Origin of the sequence: Brachyspira pulli, from assembly GCF_036997785.1 — a bacterium.
GTDB classification, from domain to species: Bacteria; Spirochaetota; Brachyspiria; order Brachyspirales; family Brachyspiraceae; genus Brachyspira; species Brachyspira pulli.
On sequence record NZ_JAWLQI010000003.1, the window covers coordinates 87,568 to 109,380 of the forward strand.

The 21,813-nt window shown below is 28.0% G+C and carries 18 protein-coding genes and 2 pseudogenes; 2 read left to right on the forward strand and 18 right to left on the reverse strand.

Annotation, left to right across the window (positions count from 1 at the left end; genetic code table 11):
* Window positions 1-69: 69 nt before the first annotated feature.
* The 9 genes from ispE to R4K56_RS01740 form a co-directional block, all read right to left on the reverse strand.
* Window positions 70-924 (reverse strand): 4-(cytidine 5'-diphospho)-2-C-methyl-D-erythritol kinase, encoded by an 855-nt coding sequence (gene ispE, locus R4K56_RS01700; protein WP_335771767.1) that lies wholly within the window; start codon window positions 922-924, stop codon window positions 70-72.
* Window positions 925-1,150: 226 nt separating this feature from the next.
* Entirely contained in the window at window positions 1,151-1,564 is a 414-nt protein-coding gene (locus R4K56_RS01705; protein WP_335771768.1) for a hypothetical protein, read from the reverse strand.
* Between the two features lie 12 nt (window positions 1,565-1,576).
* Window positions 1,577-2,071, reverse strand: coding sequence for a hypothetical protein (locus R4K56_RS01710; protein WP_297298839.1), 495 nt, complete (start codon window positions 2,069-2,071; stop codon window positions 1,577-1,579).
* On the reverse strand, window positions 2,068-3,285 hold the full coding sequence (locus R4K56_RS01715; protein WP_335771769.1) for a chemotaxis protein CheB: 1,218 nt from the start codon (window positions 3,283-3,285) through the stop codon (window positions 2,068-2,070). Before R4K56_RS01715 ends, R4K56_RS01710 begins: the two co-directional genes overlap by 4 nt.
* 9 nt (window positions 3,286-3,294) lie before the next feature.
* Window positions 3,295-5,673, reverse strand: a complete 2,379-nt coding sequence (gene lnt / locus R4K56_RS01720) for an apolipoprotein N-acyltransferase (RefSeq protein ID WP_335771770.1) — start codon at window positions 5,671-5,673, stop codon at window positions 3,295-3,297.
* A gap of 79 nt (window positions 5,674-5,752) precedes the next feature.
* Window positions 5,753-6,217 carry a bacteriohemerythrin gene (locus R4K56_RS01725; protein ID WP_335757867.1) on the reverse strand — a complete coding sequence of 155 codons (465 nt, stop codon included), beginning with the start codon at window positions 6,215-6,217 and terminating at the stop codon, window positions 5,753-5,755.
* 88 nt (window positions 6,218-6,305) lie between these two features.
* A complete protein-coding gene (gene hslU, locus R4K56_RS01730) occupies window positions 6,306-7,667 on the reverse strand; it encodes an ATP-dependent protease ATPase subunit HslU (RefSeq protein WP_335757868.1) in 1,362 nt (453 codons plus the stop codon).
* Between the two features lie 2 nt (window positions 7,668-7,669).
* Window positions 7,670-8,200 carry an ATP-dependent protease subunit HslV gene (gene hslV / locus R4K56_RS01735; RefSeq protein WP_335757869.1) on the reverse strand — a complete coding sequence of 177 codons (531 nt, stop codon included), beginning with the start codon at window positions 8,198-8,200 and terminating at the stop codon, window positions 7,670-7,672.
* 335 nt (window positions 8,201-8,535) lie between these two features.
* Window positions 8,536-10,527, reverse strand: coding sequence for an ankyrin repeat domain-containing protein (locus tag R4K56_RS01740; RefSeq protein ID WP_335771771.1), 1,992 nt, complete (start codon window positions 10,525-10,527; stop codon window positions 8,536-8,538).
* Window positions 10,528-11,463: 936 nt separating this feature from the next.
* Here R4K56_RS01740 and R4K56_RS01745 point away from each other — a divergent pair.
* A pseudogene (locus R4K56_RS01745) lies at window positions 11,464-12,653 on the forward strand (cation:proton antiporter).
* A gap of 463 nt (window positions 12,654-13,116) precedes the next feature.
* Here the strand turns inward: R4K56_RS01745 and pncB are convergent.
* The 8 genes from pncB to R4K56_RS01785 form a co-directional block, all read right to left on the reverse strand.
* Window positions 13,117-14,316, reverse strand: coding sequence for a nicotinate phosphoribosyltransferase (pncB, locus tag R4K56_RS01750; protein WP_335771772.1), 1,200 nt, complete (start codon window positions 14,314-14,316; stop codon window positions 13,117-13,119).
* 14 nt (window positions 14,317-14,330) lie between these two features.
* On the reverse strand, window positions 14,331-14,555 hold the full coding sequence (locus R4K56_RS01755; protein ID WP_335757873.1) for an AtpZ/AtpI family protein: 225 nt from the start codon (window positions 14,553-14,555) through the stop codon (window positions 14,331-14,333).
* The gene (locus R4K56_RS01760; protein ID WP_335771773.1) at window positions 14,539-15,438 is read right to left on the reverse strand and encodes a M23 family metallopeptidase; all 900 of its coding nucleotides are present in this window, start codon (window positions 15,436-15,438) and stop codon (window positions 14,539-14,541) included. Before R4K56_RS01760 ends, R4K56_RS01755 begins: the two co-directional genes overlap by 17 nt.
* Before the next feature lie 78 nt (window positions 15,439-15,516).
* The gene (locus tag R4K56_RS01765; protein ID WP_335771774.1) at window positions 15,517-16,461 is read right to left on the reverse strand and encodes an N-acetylmuramoyl-L-alanine amidase family protein; all 945 of its coding nucleotides are present in this window, start codon (window positions 16,459-16,461) and stop codon (window positions 15,517-15,519) included.
* A 523-nt stretch (window positions 16,462-16,984) separates the two neighbouring features.
* Window positions 16,985-17,308: a flagellar motor switch protein FliN gene (fliN, locus tag R4K56_RS01770; RefSeq protein ID WP_335771775.1), complete on the reverse strand. Its 324-nt coding sequence runs from the start codon at window positions 17,306-17,308 to the stop codon at window positions 16,985-16,987.
* A 159-nt stretch (window positions 17,309-17,467) separates the two neighbouring features.
* Window positions 17,468-18,544, reverse strand: a complete 1,077-nt coding sequence (gene fliN / locus R4K56_RS01775; protein WP_335771776.1) for a flagellar motor switch protein FliN — start codon at window positions 18,542-18,544, stop codon at window positions 17,468-17,470.
* A 4-nt stretch (window positions 18,545-18,548) separates the two neighbouring features.
* The gene (gene fliM / locus R4K56_RS01780; RefSeq protein WP_008722421.1) at window positions 18,549-19,580 is read right to left on the reverse strand and encodes a flagellar motor switch protein FliM; all 1,032 of its coding nucleotides are present in this window, start codon (window positions 19,578-19,580) and stop codon (window positions 18,549-18,551) included.
* Between the two features lie 37 nt (window positions 19,581-19,617).
* Window positions 19,618-20,163, reverse strand: a complete 546-nt coding sequence (locus R4K56_RS01785; protein WP_335757877.1) for a flagellar basal body-associated FliL family protein — start codon at window positions 20,161-20,163, stop codon at window positions 19,618-19,620.
* Between the two features lie 227 nt (window positions 20,164-20,390).
* Here R4K56_RS01785 and pyrR point away from each other — a divergent pair, with 227 nt between their 5' ends.
* A complete protein-coding gene (gene pyrR / locus R4K56_RS01790; protein ID WP_335757878.1) occupies window positions 20,391-20,918 on the forward strand; it encodes a bifunctional pyr operon transcriptional regulator/uracil phosphoribosyltransferase PyrR in 528 nt (175 codons plus the stop codon).
* A gap of 69 nt (window positions 20,919-20,987) precedes the next feature.
* Here the strand turns inward: pyrR and R4K56_RS01795 are convergent.
* Window positions 20,988-21,813, reverse strand: a pseudogene (locus R4K56_RS01795) (hypothetical protein); the annotation flags it as partial.

Below are 21,813 nucleotides of genomic sequence, written 5' to 3' on the forward strand. Positions count from 1 at the left end.
TATAAATCTTATTTCTTTAATTTTTTTTATAATAAAGCCCAATTATAACATAAAAAAAAGTAAATACAATTAAATCAAACTCAATTTATAAATGTCTATATTCATTTGAGATTTTAATTTTTCTAAATCACTGTCTATATTTTTATCATCTCTTTCATATAAAGCAAAAAGTGAAGAACCAGAACCGCTCATTGATACTTTTCTATTTAATATATTTTCTGCTTGTATTTTTATAGATTCTATTTTATTTTCCAAATTAAATACATTTTTTTCAAATATATTATATGTATGAGAAACTATACTTTTAAAATCAATATTTTTATTATCAAACATATTCTTTATGGCAAATATATCTGATTTATTAAAATCTTCTTTTACAAATTTTGAATAAGCCAATTTTGTAGAAACATGAATATTAGGAAAAATTAATATTATATCATAAGGCAAAGTAAAATCATAATTTATTATTTTTTCACCTATTCCTGAAACCCAAGCACAGCCTCCTTTTATAAAGAAAGGAATATCAGCACCGAATTTTGAAAAGGATTCTATCAAACTATTATCAGCTTTAATATTTAATTCATTTAAAAAAAACTTAATAACATTAGCAGCATCTGAAGAACCTCCTCCAAGTCCTGCACCTGTAGGTATGTTTTTTTCTATATGTATATTATAATTATCTTTAAGTCCCATGTCATTTTTGAAATATTTAAATATTTTTGTTACTATATTATCTTCGCTTTCATCTTTCAAAGCAAATTTACCTGAAGTTGATATTTTATATTCATCTGATTTTTCAATATTTATAATATCATATAAATTAACTGTATGAAATAAAGATTCAATCAAATGATATCCGTCTTCTCTTTTTGAAGTTATATCAAGAGAAAGATTTATTTTACATGGGGCTTTTATCGTATACATATTATTTTCCTTATTTATTTTAAAAAAATATTAAATAGTTATTTTTATTTTAGTATATTTAATATTTTTTGTAAATATCACTATTATTTTTAACTATTAATATTTTTTATATAAAATAAATATTGAGCCGCACAACATTGGTAATAGCTGCAAATTAATTTATTTGATAATTAAAGACTGACGCTTCATAAAATGTACTTCGCTGCAAGAATAAAAAATAGTTTTATTATTTTAAAGGCAATTTATCAATAGATTCTATTTTCCATTTATTTGATTCATTTACAACTCTTATATAATAATAAGTAGGTGAAAACTCTGAATTTCTAATAATATAATAACCTTTATAAGGACTTGTATTATCACCTATTGTATAATTAATAGTAACAGAGTATTCTCCATTTGAAGATGATATCAATTTTTTTACAGAATCATTATTATCTATTAAAATATCTTTAATATTTTCTATATTGTCTATATTAGAATTTTTTTCTATCCAATTTATATTATCTTTTAATATTTCATTTTTCATTTCATCATAAAAAACAAATAAAGATTTTTTCTTAGTACTATCCAAATCTTCCAAACAAGAAACAAATAGAAGCGATACAATCATTATTAATGCAATAAAAATTTTTTTCATTGAGAAGAATCCTTAAATATTTAAAAAATTAATAGTAAGTAAATTCCATTTATCATTCAAATAAATAGCAACAAATTCAATAGAATTTTCAGATATCTCATTAAAAGAAGGATATTCAAATTGTGCTATTACAACATCTTTATATTTTTTATAAGTTATGCTTACATCATAATAACCGCCTTCTTTAGGCAAATAATTACAAAGAGCATCATCATTATTTGAAAATATTCTCTGATATAAAGCTCCCATATTTTTTATAGATTCTATAATATTAACTGGAGTAAGCTCATATATTAAAGACATTTCATTTAAAGTCTTAACAACATTCTCATCTAAATTCAAAACAAAATTAGAAGTAAATTCCAATGTATCCTTATTTGAAATCAATTTAGAAATATAATTTTCATACTCATAAATACTATATTCACTATTAGCCTCATACTCTTTTTTACAAGAAGTAAAAAGCATCAATGTCATAAAACAAAATATTATTAAAATATTTTTCATACTCTTTTCAACCTCATATATTGTATTAAAAACTCTGCAATATCATAAAGAGATAAAACCACATGCACAGCTTTATTTTCTATAACACTTCTAGGCATTCCAAATACAGTAGAACTTTCTCTATCTTGTGCTATACATAAATTACCATGCTTGTATAAGCTAATCATACCATTTGTACCATCATTACCCATACCTGTCATAACAATAGCTACAGCTTTATCAACCAATACATTATCAATGGTTTCAAATAAATAATTAACACAAGGAGTATAAATAAATTTATGCTCTGTATCCGGATAAAATTTAATTCTTATTTTTCCTTTAGAGTCCATATACACTCCCATATTCTTATCACCGGGAGATATATAAACTATTGAAGGAGCTAATTCTTCATCAACAGTTGCCTCTTTAATTCTTATCTTACATATATCCTGTAAACTAGATATTAAAGATGAAGAAAATTCTTTAGGTATATGCTGCGATATAAGTATAGGAAGCGGAAAATCACTAGGCAAACTAGGAAGCATAATCCTCAAAGCTCTAGGGCCTCCTGTAGATATTCCTATTGCGACCAACTTTGGAGGCTTTAAATCAAATTTAAGAATTTTAGATATAGCTGATGCAACCTGTTTTTGATTAAAAGGTATTATTCTAACATTATCATCAAATTTATTAAGATATGTTTGTTCATTGTCATCAACTGTTGTTTTATTAGTATTTGAAGCAATAGTGGTAGTAGTAGTTGGCGATGGCGTATTGTTAAGAAAATTAAAATTATAATCTATATTAGATTCCGGTACATATTCTAAATCATCTGATTGTTTTTTAGATATTTCTATTATCCTGCTAAGAATATTATCTTTAATAAATTCGGCGGAAATATTTCTAGTCTTTTGAATAAATTCCAAAACACCTAAATCAAAACCTCTCATAGATGCATCTTGATTATGTGCTAAAGAACTCATTATTAAAATATTAATCTTTATATTTTCCTTTTTTAATAATTTTAGAATTTCTAAACCGCCCATCAAAGGAAGATCTGCATCCATAACAGCAAAATCAGGCTTGAGAGATACTATAGACTTATAGGCCTCTATACCATTATAAACTACTCCAACAACATTTATTCTATAGTAATTCGCTAAAATGTTATTAAGCAGTCCAGAAATATTTTTGGAATCTGTCGCTATAAGTACTCTAATAGCCCCTAACATGCTTTTCCTCTATTTATCATCTTTTTTCATTTTATTATTTTTCTTCATAACCTTACCTTTATCAAAAACTTTTTCATTTTCTTCAATAATTGTACTCAAAGTAGATGAAATATCTGATGTGTATTTAGTATCATCAAATATACTATAGCTTTTGGTAGTATCATCAGCCATATACTTTTTATCAGAAAAAATATCTATTTTTTTATCAGCTTCTTTCTCCGCTTTCACTAAAGGCTTATCAACAGTAATAGCCTTATTTTCTGCTTTTATAGATTTTTGAGTTTCTTTAACTTGCTGATTTTCTTTTTTATCAATAATGTTTTCATTTATGTTATTTTTAACATCTTTTTCAATAGTATTGTCTTTTTTAATTATATTATCTTTTTGAACTGCATTATCTTTTTCAATAACATTATTTTTCTCTGCTACTATATCTTTTTTAACTAATTCTTCTATATCATCTAAACTAGGTAAATCATTATTAGAATCATTGTTAATATATTCATCAACTTTTTTAGCTGAAGGAGCTGCCGGAGCAACTGGTACTGTTTCTAATGTTTTAGCAAAGAAGCGTTTTTTAATTATTTCTTTTAATTCAATTAAAGTTTTTGTAGTAGCAAAAAATAAAAGTACACAAATTCCTATGAAACAAAGAGCAACAAACCATTCACCGAATTTAGTATATATTGTTGTAGCACTATTAAGAGCAACATTAGCCACCATATAATCAGGCTTCCAGAAAGGAAGTGTAGCTATGATTTTACCAGTACTTGATATATGTCCAGTAACGCCAGAATTACCATTATGAACTATATCGCGTCTATTTTCTATAGCCCTAAATATGGACATATAAAAATGCTGAAGTAAAGACTCATCGCTATAAGACCAAGCATCTTCTGTTATAACAGCTAAAGTTTGTGCCCCATCATATACAAATTTTCTAACAAAATCACCGAATGCACTTTCAAAACATATAATGCCTGAAAAAGTATAACCATTAGGGTGATTAAATACTGTAATACTTTTACCTCTATCCCATCTATTTGCACCTGCTTTATCAAATTGAGCATACATGAAATTTATTATATTTTTGAAAGGGAAAGTATTAAGTAAGAATTCATTATCTTGAAAAGGATATGATTCTCCTCCAGGTACAAGTTTAATCTTAGAATATTCACCTATTACATTACCCCTATCATTAATAAACTCCATACCATTATAATACTTATAAGGATTATAAGCATCTTTATTGGTATCTTCTTTTATAATTGTGGTTCCTAATAAATGATAAGTTTGAGTATATCTAATCATATCATATAAAAGATAAGTATTATATACTCCGGGATACATAGAATTTGAAGCTAGTCCATAATCAAAAATTTCTTTATATTCAGATATATAAAAACCATAAGAATCTAATGTAACAGATTCAGGATATACTATCAAAGAAGGTTTAGAAAGTGCCGCATCTCTTGCCAAATTAGCTACACGTTTCACTGATACAGTACCATTCTGTGTTACTCCATCAGGTTTTTCCTCACTAACAAATTTTTCAGGTTTTAAAAGAAACTTTTCAGCAAAACCTTGTATGCCTTTAGAATTCTTCCTAAATGGTTCTCCAGTATAAATATTATTCCAATATATATTTGGATCAAAAGATTTCTGTATCAAAGCTATTTTAGTTTTAGGCTGCAATACTCTTTTTGATTCTTCTACATTAATCCTTATAGCACCATATATCATTACAACTGCAAATGATACTACAAATACTAAAGCTGGTATATAAGCTCTTTTATTTTTTTTCTTATTATCATTTTTTTCTACAAATAATACTAGGTAATGAGCTATGACAGCATTAGAAAAATACACAAAGAAACTAACACCTAATACACCAAATATATCTGCTGACTGTATAAATAAAGAGAAATTCCATTGAGAATATCCTATAATTCCCCAAGGAAAACCAAGATATCCTACATTTCTCATATATTCCATAAATGTAAATACAAGCGGTATAGCTAAAAATCTAAACTGAGGTAATTTCTTAGATAAAAATCCGCTTAAAAGCATAGCTGGGAAATAAAATAAGAATATTATTAAAAACAGTATAGTAAATAATGTCAGAAAAGAAACTATAGCCTCTGTTTCCTTAAGCATAAAGGAAGTTACCCACATAAGCAGGTATCCGAAAAATAGGAATACAAATATGGATGCTGCTATTATATAATATCTAATTTTATCTGATTTATATATAATAATGTTAAGCGGAACAAAAGCAATAAAAGATATAGGAAATAAATTTAATGGTGGAAAAGCCAAAGATAAAAGTATAGCACTAATAATACTTAATATGATTACCCCAACGGTATATGAATTACTTTTTGACACTTATAAATTTTCCTATGTTCCATTTTTATTATTTATTATAAAGAATAATAATGTTATAAATCTTAAATATCAAGCAAATTTATTGATTACCTTCTTTTTTCTTTAAAGCTTCCTTGATTTCATTTACAAATTTCTTATCTTGGAAACCGATATGCTCTAAAAGCCAATCTTTTAAGAATTTAATAAATTTATTTGCTACGAATGGCTGACCTTCTTCATATTTCCTGATTTGATCAACTATTTCTAAATAAAAACTCTTATGCATAGCCTTATGGTTTTCAGCATCAGAATAATTAATAAGATCCATTATTTTTTCTTCTGTTTTGAAATGATATTGAGTATAATCAATACATTTTTTAATAGCTTTAATGAAAGCCTCATTTGTATTGGCACTATTATCAACTGTAGCCATATAAAGTTCATTAACTATATTAACTAATTCCTTATGCTGACTGTCTATCAGTTTATGTCTAGTTTCATACAAAGGCACCCACTTAATAAATACAGTACTATCTTGTTGTTCATTATTATTGTTATTATCCATATTATAAACTCCAATTATATTTTTAACTATACACTATATAATTTTATAAAAAAAAAACAAAAAATCTATACTGTAAATCAAAACACTATTATAAAATATATCTGCTAATATCTCTATTATCCTCTATATCCTTCATAGCATCTTTAATATTGTCGGCATTAATCTTAATAAATTCACCTTTATGTTCATCAGCTGTAAAGGAAATTTCCTCAAAAACTTTTTCCATAATAGTGTAAAGTCTTCTTGCTCCTATATTTTCAACATTAGTATTAATATTATAAGCCATATCTGCTATTGCCTCTAAAGCAGCATCTTCAAACTCTATAGTTACTCCTTCTGTTTTAAGAAGTTCCTGATATTGTTTAGTTATAGCATTCTTAGGATTTACAAGAATATCTTTAAAATCTTCTTTAGATAAAGCCTTTAATTCCACTCTTATAGGGAATCTTCCCTGAAGTTCTGGAATCAAATCAGAAGGTTTATTAACATGGAATGCACCTGCCGCAATAAACAATATATGATCTGTTTTTATAGGGCCATATCTTGTATTAACTGTTGTTCCTTCAACTATTGGAAGCAAATCTCTCTGTACTCCATGTCTTGCAACATCAGCACTGTCTGTTTTATTGCCGCTGGCTATTTTATCTATCTCATCTAAAAATATTATACCCATATTTTCAGTAAGGCTCAAAGCATCTGAAGTGATTTTATCCATATCTATAAGAGATTCTGAAGCCTCATTTATAAGATATTTTTTAGCTTCTTTTACTCTTAAACGTTTATGTTTCTTATTAGGAGGCATAATACTTCCAACCATAGATTGAATCATATCACTTTCTTCAAATCCCATGCCTGGAATTATACCAAACATTCTATTTCCACCGCCTGTTATCTTTAATTCAACATAACTTTCATCAAAATCACCATTAGCTATGCGTTTTTTCATCTGTTCTTTGGCATTTTTCTTCTTTTCCATTTCTTCACTAGAAATATTTGCCTCATCTTCTTTTTTAACAGATGGAAGTAAAAGTTTTGCCAATTTATCCAAAGCTATTTCAGTAGCTTCTTTTTCTACTTCTTTCATCATAGCTGTTTTTAAATCGAATATAGCAACATTAACCAAATCCCTTACCATACTCTCAACATCGCGTCCTACATATCCTACTTCTGTATATTTAGTAGCTTCTACTTTGATGAAAGGAGCATTTACTAATTTTGCTAATCTTCTAGCTATTTCTGTCTTACCAACTCCAGTAGGCCCTATAAGGATAATATTTTTTGGAGCAACTTCATCTTTTAATTCTTCTGGTAAATGACGTCTTCTATATCTATTTCTTAAAGCTATAGCAACTGAACGCTTAGCCTCTGTTTGACCTATTATATATTGATCTAATGATTCTACTATTCTTCTAGGTGTAAGTTCACTTTCTAATTTCGCATCAAATGACATATTTATTCTATAACCTCCAAAGAAATATTGCTATTAGTGTATATACATATCTGTGAAGCTATTTCAAGTGCCTTTCTTGCTATTTCTTTAGCTGAAAGATCTGTATTTTCACATAATGCCATAGCAGCTGCTTTAGCATACTGCCCACCGCTACCTATAGCTAATATATTATTCTCACTTTCTATAACATCTCCATTACCTGAAAGTAAAAGCATTTTATCTTTACTGGCAACTATGATAAGAGCCTGTAAATTTCTAAGCATCTTATCTGTTCTCCATTCACGTGCAAGTTCAACAGCAGCTCTAGTCAAATCACCTGAAAACTCCTGTAATCTTTTTTCAAATTTTTCAAATAATGTAAAAGCATCAGCAGTAGAACCAGCAAAACCTGATATAACTTTACCGCCGTATAATTTTCTTAATTTTACTGCATTAGGCTTCATTACTGTTTCGCCTAATGTTACCTGTCCATCTCCTGCTATTGCAGTAACGCCGTCTCTGCATACTGCACATATTGTAGTGCCTTTAAACATATTCTTCATTCCTCTCAATTAATATATTATCTTATATTGTATTATATATTTGTTTCTAATGCAAATTTATTATACATATTTTTTTATGATTACCAATAAAATTTATTTTATAAAATTCACAATAATGAAATAATTTACTATATTTATAATAAAATATCAAAAAAATCATAAATAATGTATTATACGTACAATTAGTTACATACATAATTCATTAGATACCAAATCACTTATATAACAAAATTTATTTACAAATATAAAAAATAAAGGCTTGAAATTTAATAATAAATTCCAAGCCTATTATTTTAATCACACAATTATAATAAATAAAAAATTAATTACCACCATTTCTTATTCAAATCTGGTCTTTTCTTATATTCTGGAAGTATTAATTCTTTACTGTCAGTATTCTTATCTATATTTTCATCAGTATTTTTGTCATTATTTTCTGGTATATACTTAGAATCGCCTCTCAAATAACTAGCTATATTATCATAACCATTATCTGAAGCTAAATCAGCAGCTGTATAACCTTCATTGTCTTTTAATGTTTTATCAGCATTACATTTTTCTACTAATGCCATAACACTGTCTATATTGCCATAAGCAGCAGCATAATGTAAAGCTGTATCTCCTGTTGAATCTTTCATATTAACATCAGCATTACCTTCATTTACTAATGTTACTAAAGCATCAACATTATTCTCTAAAGCAGCATAGTGTATAGGATACATATTTTCATTATTTGCCATATTTACGCTAGATTGATCTGAAGCAACTATATTTTTTATAACTTCAGAACCTGCATACATAGAAGCATAATGTAAAGGTGTATTTCCGTCTGTATTTTGTATTTTTGTATCAGCACCATATTTCAAAAGTACATTTACTGTAGAAGGTTTATCTTTCATAGCTGCCCAATGTAATGGTGTGTCATTTCCATTATTGTCTGTTTCATTTACTAAAGTTTTATCTTTTTCTAATAATAATATTACTGCATCATCATTTCCATTAGCTGAAGCAACATGTATAGGCATAGCACCGTCTATATCATCTCTAGCTCTTATATTACAATCAGCATTGATAAGTGCATACATTATATCTGCATTTCCTATATAAGAAGCAACTATTAAAGGAGTAGCTCCGCCTAAATACCAATTATCTAAAGTAGCTTCATAAGGAAGTCTGATTTCTTTATCTATATCTTTATAAGCAAGCAAAGCCTCAACTGAATCTAAACTATTGTTCATAACAGCTAAATGTAAAGGAGAATATCCGTTTTCATCTACAAAATTAGGATTAACTCCCTCTTTCATTAAAGTATTTACTGCTATTATATCATTATTTTTTATAGCTACTAAAAGTTCAAGCTGTTTAACATCTAATTCTGTATTATTAACATACTGAGTTGGGCCTTCTTCTGTTGTAGATTCATCTGTAACAACTTCTTCTGACATTGTTTCTTCATCTGTTTGTTCATTATCAGCTACTGCCATTTCCTCATCTGAAGTTTCTTCGTTTAGAGTTTCTTCATCTGTAGTTTCCTCTCCTTCTGCCATAGCAACATTTCCTGTCAAATAATTCTTAACATCATCGCGTCTAGCATAATATACAGGCTCATTTCCATCTTTAGTTTTACTTGTCTTATCAGCACCTAATTCTACAAGTGTTTGAACTGTTTGAAGTGAAGAGAAAGCAGCAGCATAATGCAAAGGAGTCCAGCCGTCAGCATCTTGTGATTCTATATCAGCACCATTTTCCATTAATAATTTAACAGTTTCAGGTCTATCTTTCATAGCTGCCCAATGTAATGGAGTATTTCCTCTATTATCTACATCATTTATTGTAGTTGGGTCTTTTTCTAAAAGTACTTTTACTACTTCATCATTTCCATTAGCTGATGCCATATGTATAGCCATACTGCCGTCAACATCGTCTTTTGCTTTGATATCAGCATTATTATCAAGCAAAACTGTTACTATATCTGAAGCTCCTATATATGAAGCTAATATTAAAGGAGTAGCTCCTCCTAAATACCAACCGTCTATACTAACTTTTATATCCAATTTAGAATTAATATCTATATTTTCATTTTCTAAAAGTATATTTACTGTATCTAAATCTTTATTATAAATAGCTCTATGTAAAGGAGTATATCCTTCTGCATCCAACACATTTATATCAATATCCATAGAATTAGAAAGTATATTCGATACATTATCTGCATTTTTTTCATTAATAGCATTAAATAAATCTGTTTCACCAGCAGTTAATGCGAATATAGAACAACTAAAAATCAAGAAAATAGCTAATAATTTGATATGTTTCACTTTTTATACTCCAATCTTAGAAATTAAGTAATAATTATAAGTATATTAGATAATAAATAAATATCAAGTACAATAAAAAAAATTTATACATCAAAAAAATTTACTTAAATATAACATTTTAGATATATTCAAAAATATTAATGTTAATTTGTATTTTTAACTTGAAATTTCAGTAAAAAAACATTTTCCGCACGCTTAATAACACAAAAATAAAAAAATTATTATAATTCAAAAACAAACTCTTAAAAAAGATTCTATATATCGTGCGGTAATATAAATTCTAAATCTAATTTAAACTTGGGTGGGTAATGCCGTTTCAAATTTAGTAAAAAAGAAATTTTTATTAATAAATACAAAATTATATAAAAAAGAAAAAGGGCGGGTTTTTTTATTAAATTTCTTAGAAAATTAATTACGAATGCCCACCCTATTACTTTATTAATTTTTTAAATATTCTAATAACATAATTCCTTTAATACATAAATAAAAAATATAACACCCACCCTAATTTTTTTAACTTTATGATTTTTTACAACCGCACGTTTAACAATACAAAAATAAAAAAATATCAATAATAAAAAAATTGAATTATTAAAAAAGATTCTCTTAACGTGCGGCAGCATAAATTATTAATTCTAAAAAAGAATAAAAACTTGAAATAAAAAATATTTATGATAAAATGCTTTTCACAAATAAGGAATGAGGTCTCCTTAGATTATTTTTCTTTTAAATAATCAAACCGCTTGATATTTAATTTCAATAAAATATAAAAGCTGATGACTTCTGCAAATTTTATGATTTTTATAAACTTAAATTATAATTGATAAAAAATGATAATTTAAGTATTTATGAATTTGCAGATAGTAGTTTTTATATTTTCTAAAATCTCTTATTCATAATAAAAAATCAAATACAATTAAAAAAGGATTTACTTTTATGCTTCTTAGCTTGGCATTAATATTTTTATGCGGAATGATTTTAGGAAAAATATTTTCACTTTTAAAACTTCCTTCACTTTTAGGGCTTATTATAACAGGAATTATACTTGGACCATATTGTTTGAATCTATTAGATAATTCAATACTTTCAATATCAGCAGATTTAAGAGAATTGGCACTAATTATAATACTTACTCGTGCAGGACTTAATCTTGATATAGAAGATTTAAAAAAAGTAGGACGCCCTGCAGTATTAATGTGCTTTGTACCTGCAAGTTTTGAAATAATAGGAATGGTTTTAATAGCTCCTAAACTATTTGATATCACTTTACTTGAAGCTGCTTTAATGGGTTCTGTAGTTGCTGCTGTTTCTCCTGCAGTACTTGTTCCAAAAATGTTAAAACTTATGGAAGAAAAATACGGTACTAATAAAAGCATACCTCAATTACTTATGGCAGGTGCTTCAGTTGATGATATTTTTGTAATAGTATTATTCGCTTCTTTTACTTCTCTTGTTAAAGGCGAACTGTTTCTGCACTTGACTTCATAAAAATACCAACTTCTATTATCTTTGGACTTTTAGCAGGGATATTGATTGCATTTGTATTGGCAAAATTCTTTACAAGATTTCATATAAGAGACAGTGCCAAAGTGGTTATAATATTGAGTATATCATTCATACTTGTAACAATAGAAAATTCCATTTCAAAATTATTTGGAGGAATAATAGGCTTTTCAGGACTCTTGGTTGTTATGAGTACAGGAGCATATTTAAAAAGTAAAAAAGCAGAACTAGCAAAAAGACTTTCATTAAAATATTCAAAACTATGGGTAGCTGCTGAAATTATGCTTTTTGTATTAGTAGGTGCCGCTGTAAATATAAATTATGCTTTAAATACTGGACTTACAGGTATTATTTTAATATTCGGAGCTTTAATATTTAGAATGTTAGGAGTGATTGTTTCATTAATAAAAACTAAACTCAACAAAAAAGAAAGAATATTTTCTATGATAGCATATTGTCCTAAAGCAACAGTGCAGGCTGCTATAGGTTCAATTCCTTTATCATTAGGTTTTGCATCAGGCGAAATCATACTCACAATAGCGGTGCTTGCCATATTAATAACCGCACCTTTAGGAGCTTTTGGTATAGAATTTTTCTATAAAAGATTATTAGAACATGAATAAAAATATATTATATATGTAACTGATTACTTTCTAATACTAAATATATTTCTAATCATATTTAGTATTAGAAAATTTATTGACACACCCCACCCTTTATTCTTTATTAATAAATTTTGAATTTTAATATTAATCATCTTTATAACTTAATCAGATTTTTTAGCACCCACCCAAGTGTTGATTAAATTTAGAATTTATTTAACGCACGGTGAATCAAATTCATAATATAAAAAATATTGTATTTCAAATAAATTTATATTTTTAGCTTCATTCTGAGTGCGGTTAATAAGTAACAAATTTAAAAAATCTTGGGCGGGCAGCTAAAATAACTGTTTAACTTTTTAAAGAAAATAATACAAAAATATCATAAAAAATAATAAAGATAAAGGGCGGGCAAATGTAATGAAATTCAAAAACTTAATTCCCGCCCTGTATTTTTATAAATAAATTTTATATATTATTATTTTTATTCTTTAGCAACAATTTTCAAATAATTAAGGAAATTCATATCCTCACAAATAGTTTTTCCATCATCATCAGATAATTTAGCAACAGGCTTACCATTAACACTTTGAAGCTTCATAACTATATTTAAAGGCTTAGCAACAGGTTCAAAATCATTAGTAATATAAGTACCTATTCCAAATGTTACTTTTGCTTCATCTTTGAATTCTTTATATATTACATAAGCCTTGTCAAAATTAAGACTATCGCTGAAAAGTAGAGTTTTTGTTTTAGGATCTACTCTAAGACTTTTATAATGATTTATAACCTTATAACCCCAAGTAATAGGATCTCCAGAATCATGCCTTATTCCATCATAAAGTTTAGCAAAATATAAATCAAAATCTTTTAAGAATTTATCAGTTCCTAATGTATCTGATAATGCTATACCTAAATCTCCTCTGTACTCATTAACCCAAGATTGAAGCATAAATTTCTGACTCTCAGCAAGTCTTACCTTATCTAAAGCCTGACCAATTTGATAATATTCATGAGCATTAGTTCCAACAGCAAGTAAATCATACTTCTTAGCAAAATAAACATTGCTTGTTCCAACCAAACAAGAAGGGGGTAATTTTTTCTTTAGTATATCAACAACTTTATCCTGCCATTTAAAAGAAAATCTTCTTCTAGTACCAAATTCTGAAAGCTTAAATCCATTATCCTCTTTATGCATTGGAATTAATTTTTCATCTATCTTTTTTATCAAATTAATTTCAGCTTGTTCATAAGCTCTTTTTCCATCATCATCTTTACAAACTGTATATGTATAGTAAATTTCACTAATCATAGCAAGAATTGGAATTTCCCAAAGAATTGTCTGATACCAAGGACCTTCTATTTCTACAGTTAATTTATTATTATCAAATAAAGCTCTTATATGTTCTTCCAATGGTCTGTATAATTTTAAAAATTCTATATAATCTTTTTTTATGAATCTTAGAGAAGATAAATATTCAAGCTCTTCTTTCTGAAAAGTTAAATTACAAAAATATTTTATCTGCTTCAAAAACTCCTCATGCATATCGGAAGTCCATTCTAAAATATTTCTGCTTTTGAATACATAGCGCACCCAAACATCCGAAAACTGCCTTAAAGCACATTGCTGCATGGTAAATTTATATAAATCTGTATCTAATAAGCTAGTAATTATAGGTTCCATAAATAATCTCTCCTCTATTTCTTATTCAATTTGTCAAAAGTTTTAGATATTTGGTAAAGTCTATATATTCCCGAGACAAATCCAATAAATATTCCTACTATAGTAAATAATGGCTTACTTTCAAAATGTTTATCAACATAATGTCCTACAAAAGCTAAACCTAGAACCATACTTCCAAATTCAACACCAAGTGCTGCATACTTTATGCCATTTTTCAAATTTTTATTCTCTATCTTCATTTTCTACAGTAGTAAATAATAAAGGATTAACATAAGAAGACGCTATTTTTAATTCATATTCAAAAATACCCGTCTTGGCGTTTCCAATGATCTCACCTTTTTTAACAGTCATTTTTTCAGAAACTAAAGAAGTGGCTAAACCTGTATATTTAGTAACAACCCCAAATCTATGATATATAGTAATGGTAAATCCAGTATCTTTATCATAAGAAACATCATTTACAGTACCTGAAGCAGTAGCCCTTATTAAAGTTCCCGCAATAGTTTCAAATCCTACACCTTTTGATACTATAGAACCTTTTTGATAAGGCATAGATATAACTGCATATCTTGAATCTATAGGAAGTATTGAAGGTATAGGCTCTAAAGCATTATTCTTTGAAGTGATATTAGCTTTTAATTCATCTAAATATAATCTTAACTTTTCTAGTTCCTCTGCTCTTGAATTAAGAAGCAAAATATTATCTATATAATGATTGGTAGAAAGCTTCATACTCTCATCATCTATTTTTAATAGATTAACCATATTGGACATATCATTTCTATAATAATCATTAGTAGCTACAGAATTAAAAATATTTTCCAATGAGTTTATTTCAGCTAATTTATCCTGATAACTTCCGCTTAACACTTCTGTTTTACTTGCAAGTACAGTATTTTTTGTAAGAAAAGAAAAAGTAGAAAGCAAAGCACCAATTATTATTAATACAATAAAAATTAATGCATAAACTGGTATTGATAAAGTTTTTGTTTTCTTTTTAGAATGCGGTATAAACATAAAATAGATTCTATGAGTGAAGAATCTAATTATTTTTCTAAAAAACAAATAAATTGCAGAAGGTTTTTTATTAATATATTTAACTTTATTTTTTCTTTTATGCATAATCCAATTACTACCTAATTTGAAAACTATTTTAACAAAATATTAATATTTAATCAATATAAATAACAGTTTAATAGTTTATTTTGTAGTATATACATCAACCAAAGCTTCGTACATTTGATAAGCTAATTCTTTTACAGCTTTATTGCTTCCAAACCGCCATTCATGTATAAATCCTGCTTCAATCAAAACTGAAGGCACATCTTTTTTTATTTCTTGTTTATTATAAGCATTTTCAAAAGCATCGCCTATAACAATAAGTCCTCTCAAAGATATTCCTTCTTTAATCAATTCTTCTTTATCATAAAATTTCCATACTGTATTAGGAAGAACTCTGTCATGCCCTATTACAGGAGAAATATTATATTTTTCCTGCATGCGTTCAGATAACTTATAAGCAACCTGCATAGAAGCTGGAAATTCTCTATTATATGGACTTACTATAACATGGAAACCTGAAGTTTTAGCTCTTCTTTTTATATAAGGCATATAATCAAAATGTATACTTAAAAGCAAATCAAAATTATTATCTATAGCATAGTGTCTTATAGCATACATCTCTAATGTTTGATATCTTGTTAAATTTCCAGTTCTCTCCTCACCTTTAACTTTTGTATTATATATTCCCAAAAGCTCAGCATAATTATTAGTCATATATTCTTTAATAGGTCTGCTGTAATAAGCACCATCTCTGCTCAAAAAATATTCAAATCTCTCATCTTCAGAAAGTATTTTTGCCAATTCTCTGGCAACTCTCAAATTCATATAATACTCATAACCTAAATATCCCAATGCACCTTTAGTAGCAGCATTATGTCCTGGATCTATAAGTATTCTAACCTTTCTATTTTCTATTATATCACTAAATTTTTCACTTGAAGAAGGAATTTTATTAACTTCACTTTCTCTTATTATATTCTCAGACACTCTCATATTTGCAGTAACTATAAGAGATGAAAAAGAAACAATTATTAAAACGATAATAACTACTGAAAAAATTATAAAACGGTTCTTGCTGTTCATAGTAACTATATTATCGTAAAGAATTGTATTAAATTAAAGTTGCAGCAAATAAAATTTTTTTTATTTAAAATAAAGAATTTATAAATAAAATTTTCATAAGTACTTATTAAAGATTTATTATTTTTACATATAAAAAAATCATTTATAATTTATTACTTATAGGATATATACCTAAACAACTATATTTTGTCAAAAATAATTTTTTTAAATTTTAAATATCTGCATGGCTTTGCCCACCACTCTGTGTGCTATGCAGCACCCCACTTCTTTTGCGACCGTAGGGAGTGCCTGTGGTATTGTCCCAAAGAAGCAAAAGGGCTATATTTTAGCTTAAATTAATAGTTTATATTACATGTAAAACAATTTTAGTATTATTTAGTACTAATTTTATACCTTGCACTTTTTGCAACTTTGACGAAGTCCGCAGAGCGTATGCGGCGGGAAAAAGTTGACTAAAAAGATGACAAAGTTAAAAATTTTCAGTATATCATAAAAAATGATTTATATAAGAATGTGAAATTAATTATTTTTTATTTTTTTCTTTAGGTTTTTCAGCAACTATCTCACTTACAGAATCAACAATCTCTGTAACTCTAACACCGAAACATTCATCTATTACAACTACTTCACCTCTAGCTATTAATTTACCATTAACAAGCAAATCTACAGGTTCGCCAGCTAGTTTCTGAAGCTCTATGATAGAACCTTCACCAAGACTTAATATCTCTTTAATACTTAAACGTGCTCTGCCTAATTCTACTGTGACAGTGATAGTCACATCCATAAGTAAACCAATATTACCTGAAGGTATATTGTTAGGATTTTTATTTTCTACTTTATCACTCATTTATTATACTTCTTAAATATTATATCTTTTGACTATATTATATATGTTTATGATATAATTTCAATTGAGTTATTAAAAAAAATTTTATTGATAATTTAAAATAAAAAAGCGAGGAAATTAATATTCCCCGCTTTTATTTATAGCTAATTTTTAATTTAATTATCTAGGTTTATTAGTAAGTCTGTCCATAGGGTTAATAATATCAGTAACACGAACACCGAAGTTTTCATCTATTACTACAACCTCACCTTTAGCTATTAACTTACCATTAACAAGCAAATCTACAGGTTCACCAGCTAGTTTCTGAAGCTCTATGATAGAACCTTCACCAAGACCTAGTATATCTCTAATAGTCATTGTAGCTCTACCAAGTTCTACAGTCATGTTCATGGTTACATCCATAAGCAAACCGATGTTTCCAGTTCCTTGTACATCTGAAGCAGGCATTAAAGAATTAAATTCTGCATGCTGTACTCCTAATTGAGGACCTGAATCAAAAGATTGATTATCAGAATGTCCAGACATAGAGTTATTAGAAGAAGCAGTATTACTACTTGTATTTGCACTTGCAGTAGGTGCTGCAGCTGTATTAGAAGCAGAACTTAAAAGGCTTTGTAATAAAGGAAGCTCCAAAGCAAACACATAAGGAGCGTTTTCTACTTCGCCTTCAATAGAAAGAGAACCGCTTACTATAGCTAAAGAACCAGGTATATTAATACTAAAAGCATCTTCCAATATAGAAGTTTCTATAGGAGAGTTAGTAAAACTTCCGCCGAATCTGGAACTTAAAGCACTGTCAGAAACTCCAACCATTTGTGAGAAAGCTTCTTTTAATACTTGAGCTACCATATCATTTAAAGCAGCTTCTTTTTGTCCCATCATAAGAGAAGCAACTATTAAAGCCTCATTTTCTCCCATGAAATAATATACATTTCCATTGATAGAACCAGTATAACCTACTTTAGCCTCTATCATTTTACCAGATAACATTTGATGTAAATTATTTACATCACCTACTGTAGTAGTAATATTAGTAATGGATACAGTCTTAGTAGAAATAGAAGATAGTGAAAAAGCTTGATTTTCAGCTATCAACTTAGCAGCTTCATTAAAAAGTTGTTTATCTACAGTTCCGCCATTACTAGCTTTAGGAGCACTGTCTCCTCCAAAAGCTTCATCGGCACCTTTTAGCAAAGCTTCTATTTCGTCTTGAGATAATGCACCGTCACTCATCATAACCTTAATCCTCCTCTTTTAATAAATCGTCTTCGGTTATATCAGCCTCGCCATCCATAACACCTGTAAGCTGTACAGCCATTCTGCTACCTGATATACCAGGACGACATAAGAATTTCTTTCTGTTTCCTATCTTAAATATGACAGGATCTGTAATCTTCGTATCAGTAAATTTAACAACATCACCTTTCTGAAGATTGAGAATGTCTGATAGCGGTAATTGCATAGATCCAAGTTCCGCCGAAGTTTCAACAAATATATTTTGTAATTTTTCTTTAATAATTTTTAAATTTTCGCTAGTGCTTCCTCTTCTAATAGATGCATACCAATATTGAGCAGAAAATTTAGAAAGTATAGGCTCAATAGTAATATATGGTATACAAAAGTTCATCATACCTTCAACATCAGCTACTTTAGTTTCTAAAGTAATAAGTACAACCATGTCATTAGGGCTAACCATCTGAGCAAACTGAGGGTTAGTTTCTATAGAACCTAAACGTGGTCTTAAATCTATTACCTGAGACCAAGCCTCTCTTAAGTTACCAAGTATCCTTACTATAATACCTTCCATAACTGATAACTCAATATCTGTTAACTCTCTATTTAAGTTCTTAGGACTTTCACCAGGTCCCCCAAATAATCTATCAATAATAGTAAAAGTGATAGATGGGTCAATCTCTAATATAGAACTACCTTTTAAAGGGTCCATACTAACAATAGCCAAAGTAGAAGGATTACTAACACTTCTTATAAACTCTTCATAAGTAAGCTGGTCTACGCTTGCTACGTGAATACCTACTAATGTTCTTAATTGTGCTGATAATGAAGTTGTAGTAACACGTGCGAAGTTTTCATGCATCATTTGAAGCGTTCTAATTTGGTCTTTTGAAAACTTATCAGGACGTTTGAAGTCATATATCTTTATTTTTCTATGTTCTACTTCTACACGCTTAGTATCAATATTATCTAAACTTTCTCCAGATGATATAGCACTTAGTAACGCATCTATTTCGCTTTGTGACAATACTTCTGTCATACAAGTATCCTTCTCTTATAAATTTTTTCCATTAGCATTAGCTTAATAAGAAGTTATCAAATAATATACCATCTATTTGACCATTTCTAAGCATACTATTAATCTCTCGTTTAATATCAGCTTTTAACTGCTCCCTACCTTCATTAGTTCGTAATTGATCATAAGTATAAGAACTAAGTATTGTAGTAATTCTATCCCTTATCATGTAAAATCTTTCAGGAAGCTCTACTGCAAGCTGTTTAACATTAGTTGTATAAGTTAATATTATACTAACTTTAACATATCTTGCTACATCCATATCAGCTGTATTTACATTAAATTCTGGATCGATACGATAGATTGATGGTGGTGGCTGTTTTACCATATCATCAACTACACCGCCTTGTACACCTGCAGCCTTTCCTACACTTTTAGAAACGAAAAACGCTATAAGCCCAGATATTAAAGCCACAACTAAAATGGCAGCAACTCCCATAAGTATTTTGACAATCATAGGGCTTAAACCAAATTTTTTCTTTGGTGCAGCTTCGGCTTGTTCCTCTTCTTCGCCTTCTTCCAAGTCTAAGTTTTCTTCGTCTGCCATATAATTTCCTCACTTAAATTAATATGTTTATTTCAATTATATAACAGTAAAATAAAATTAGCAACTCTTATGTTAACTTTAATCTTTTTTACTGTCTTTATATATAATATCGGTAAAGTAAAAAAACACTTAACATATTTTTTATGCAAAAGTAAAAAAATATTATGTTGCTTTTTTTTCTTTAATCGTTATAATTTTAGAAAGTAATACATCATAAGGAGTATAATATGAGAGTTTTATTAAAAGCTGAAGAATATGAGAAAGTGCTTCCTAGATTAGCAGCTGAAATTATAGAAAAAGAAGATATGGAAAAGCTAGCTATAGTTGGAATAAGAAGACGCGGAGATTTTTTAGGCATAAGATTAAAAAAACTTTTAGAAGAAAAAATTAAAACTGATATACCTATCGGAGCAATAGACATAAATCTTTATAGAGATGATTTATCTTCTCTTTCTGAATTTCCTGAAATTAAAGAAACTGATATACCTTTTGATATTACTGGAAAAACTATACTGCTTGTAGATGATGTGCTTTATACCGGCAGAACTATTAGAGCGGCTTTAAATGCTTTATTTGACTATGGAAGACCTAAAAAAGTAGCATTATTGGTATTAGTTGATAGATTCGGCAGAGAATTGCCTGTATCTGCTAATTATGTAGGGCTTGCTTTAAATGTTCCTCAAGATCAATATGTATCTGTAAGAGTTAAAGAATTAGAAGGTGAAGATTTAGTATTATTAAAAGATAAAAATTAATATTTTGAAAAATAAAGTAAAATAATATAATAAAAAAGGGGCTTAAAATTAAGCCCCTTTTTTTATTGTTTAATCACCAAATTTTCTAAATAGTGATGAATACATATCATAAAACTCTGTTTTTGAGAAATCACCCAAATCTTCAGGAGACATCTTTTCTACAATATTCTTAAAGTATCCGAATAACTTCTTGAATTTATTAGCTTCACTTTCTGAAAGTAATATATCTTGTTTTGAACTAAATTCATTAGTATTTCCATTTGATTCTTCTGATTCAAATAATTTTATAGCATAATCCAAATCAGATTGAGTTATTTCTCCATCAAAATCATCATCATCTGGAATTTTGTTTTCTTCTTCTATCAAGATAGGCTCATCGTCATCATCATCACCCAATTTGAACTCATCTTCAACTGCTACATTACCATCTAAATTTTCTTTTTCAATAGTTTCTAATTCTTTTTCTTCAGACATATTAGTCTCCTTATTTAAAAGTTCTTCCATAGAATCAAAATTTTCAACGGATTTAACTTTAGTTTCTTCTTCATTATTTATATTTTCTTTGTTAAGAACATTATCTATATGCATAAGTTCTTCACCATCATCATCGTCATTTTGACCTTTCATAATATTTTCTAATATATTAAGATCGGAATCTTTTATTTCTACTAAATCCTCTAATTCCTTATCTGTAATATTTGCTACAGATTCTTCTGTAGATAACTCTGATGGTTGCTGAGATACTTCTTCTTTTGGTTCTTCTACTGATGTATCACTTGAAGAGGTATTCAAATAGCTATTGTACATTTCTTTTTCTTCTTCGGATAATTCTGCTTCTGATGAACTGTCTATTTTATCCAAATAGCCTTCGTACATAGCTTTGTCTTCTTCTGTC

Coding starts and splice junctions, on each gene's coding strand:
- hslU (WP_335757868.1), bottom strand. CDS start 7,667: ATGTCATTTGATGCGAAATTAGAAAGTGAACTTACACCTAGAAGAATA.
- pyrR (WP_335757878.1), top strand. CDS start 20,391: ATGAGAGTTTTATTAAAAGCTGAAGAATATGAGAAAGTGCTTCCTAGA.
- R4K56_RS01715 (WP_335771769.1), bottom strand. CDS start 3,285: ATGTTAGGGGCTATTAGAGTACTTATAGCGACAGATTCCAAAAATATT.
- fliM (WP_008722421.1), bottom strand. CDS start 19,580: ATGACAGAAGTATTGTCACAAAGCGAAATAGATGCGTTACTAAGTGCT.
- hslV (WP_335757869.1), bottom strand. CDS start 8,200: ATGTTTAAAGGCACTACAATATGTGCAGTATGCAGAGACGGCGTTACT.
- R4K56_RS01725 (WP_335757867.1), bottom strand. CDS start 6,217: ATGGATAATAACAATAATAATGAACAACAAGATAGTACTGTATTTATT.
- fliN (WP_335771776.1), bottom strand. CDS start 18,544: ATGATGAGTGACGGTGCATTATCTCAAGACGAAATAGAAGCTTTGCTA.
- fliN (WP_335771775.1), bottom strand. CDS start 17,308: ATGAGTGATAAAGTAGAAAATAAAAATCCTAACAATATACCTTCAGGT.
- R4K56_RS01710 (WP_297298839.1), bottom strand. CDS start 2,071: ATGAAAAATATTTTAATAATATTTTGTTTTATGACATTGATGCTTTTT.
- pncB (WP_335771772.1), bottom strand. CDS start 14,316: ATGGAACCTATAATTACTAGCTTATTAGATACAGATTTATATAAATTT.
- R4K56_RS01760 (WP_335771773.1), bottom strand. CDS start 15,438: ATGCATAAAAGAAAAAATAAAGTTAAATATATTAATAAAAAACCTTCT.
- R4K56_RS01705 (WP_335771768.1), bottom strand. CDS start 1,564: ATGAAAAAAATTTTTATTGCATTAATAATGATTGTATCGCTTCTATTT.
- R4K56_RS01765 (WP_335771774.1), bottom strand. CDS start 16,461: ATGAACAGCAAGAACCGTTTTATAATTTTTTCAGTAGTTATTATCGTT.
- ispE (WP_335771767.1), bottom strand. CDS start 924: ATGTATACGATAAAAGCCCCATGTAAAATAAATCTTTCTCTTGATATA.
- R4K56_RS01755 (WP_335757873.1), bottom strand. CDS start 14,555: ATGAAGATAGAGAATAAAAATTTGAAAAATGGCATAAAGTATGCAGCA.
- R4K56_RS01785 (WP_335757877.1), bottom strand. CDS start 20,163: ATGGCAGACGAAGAAAACTTAGACTTGGAAGAAGGCGAAGAAGAGGAA.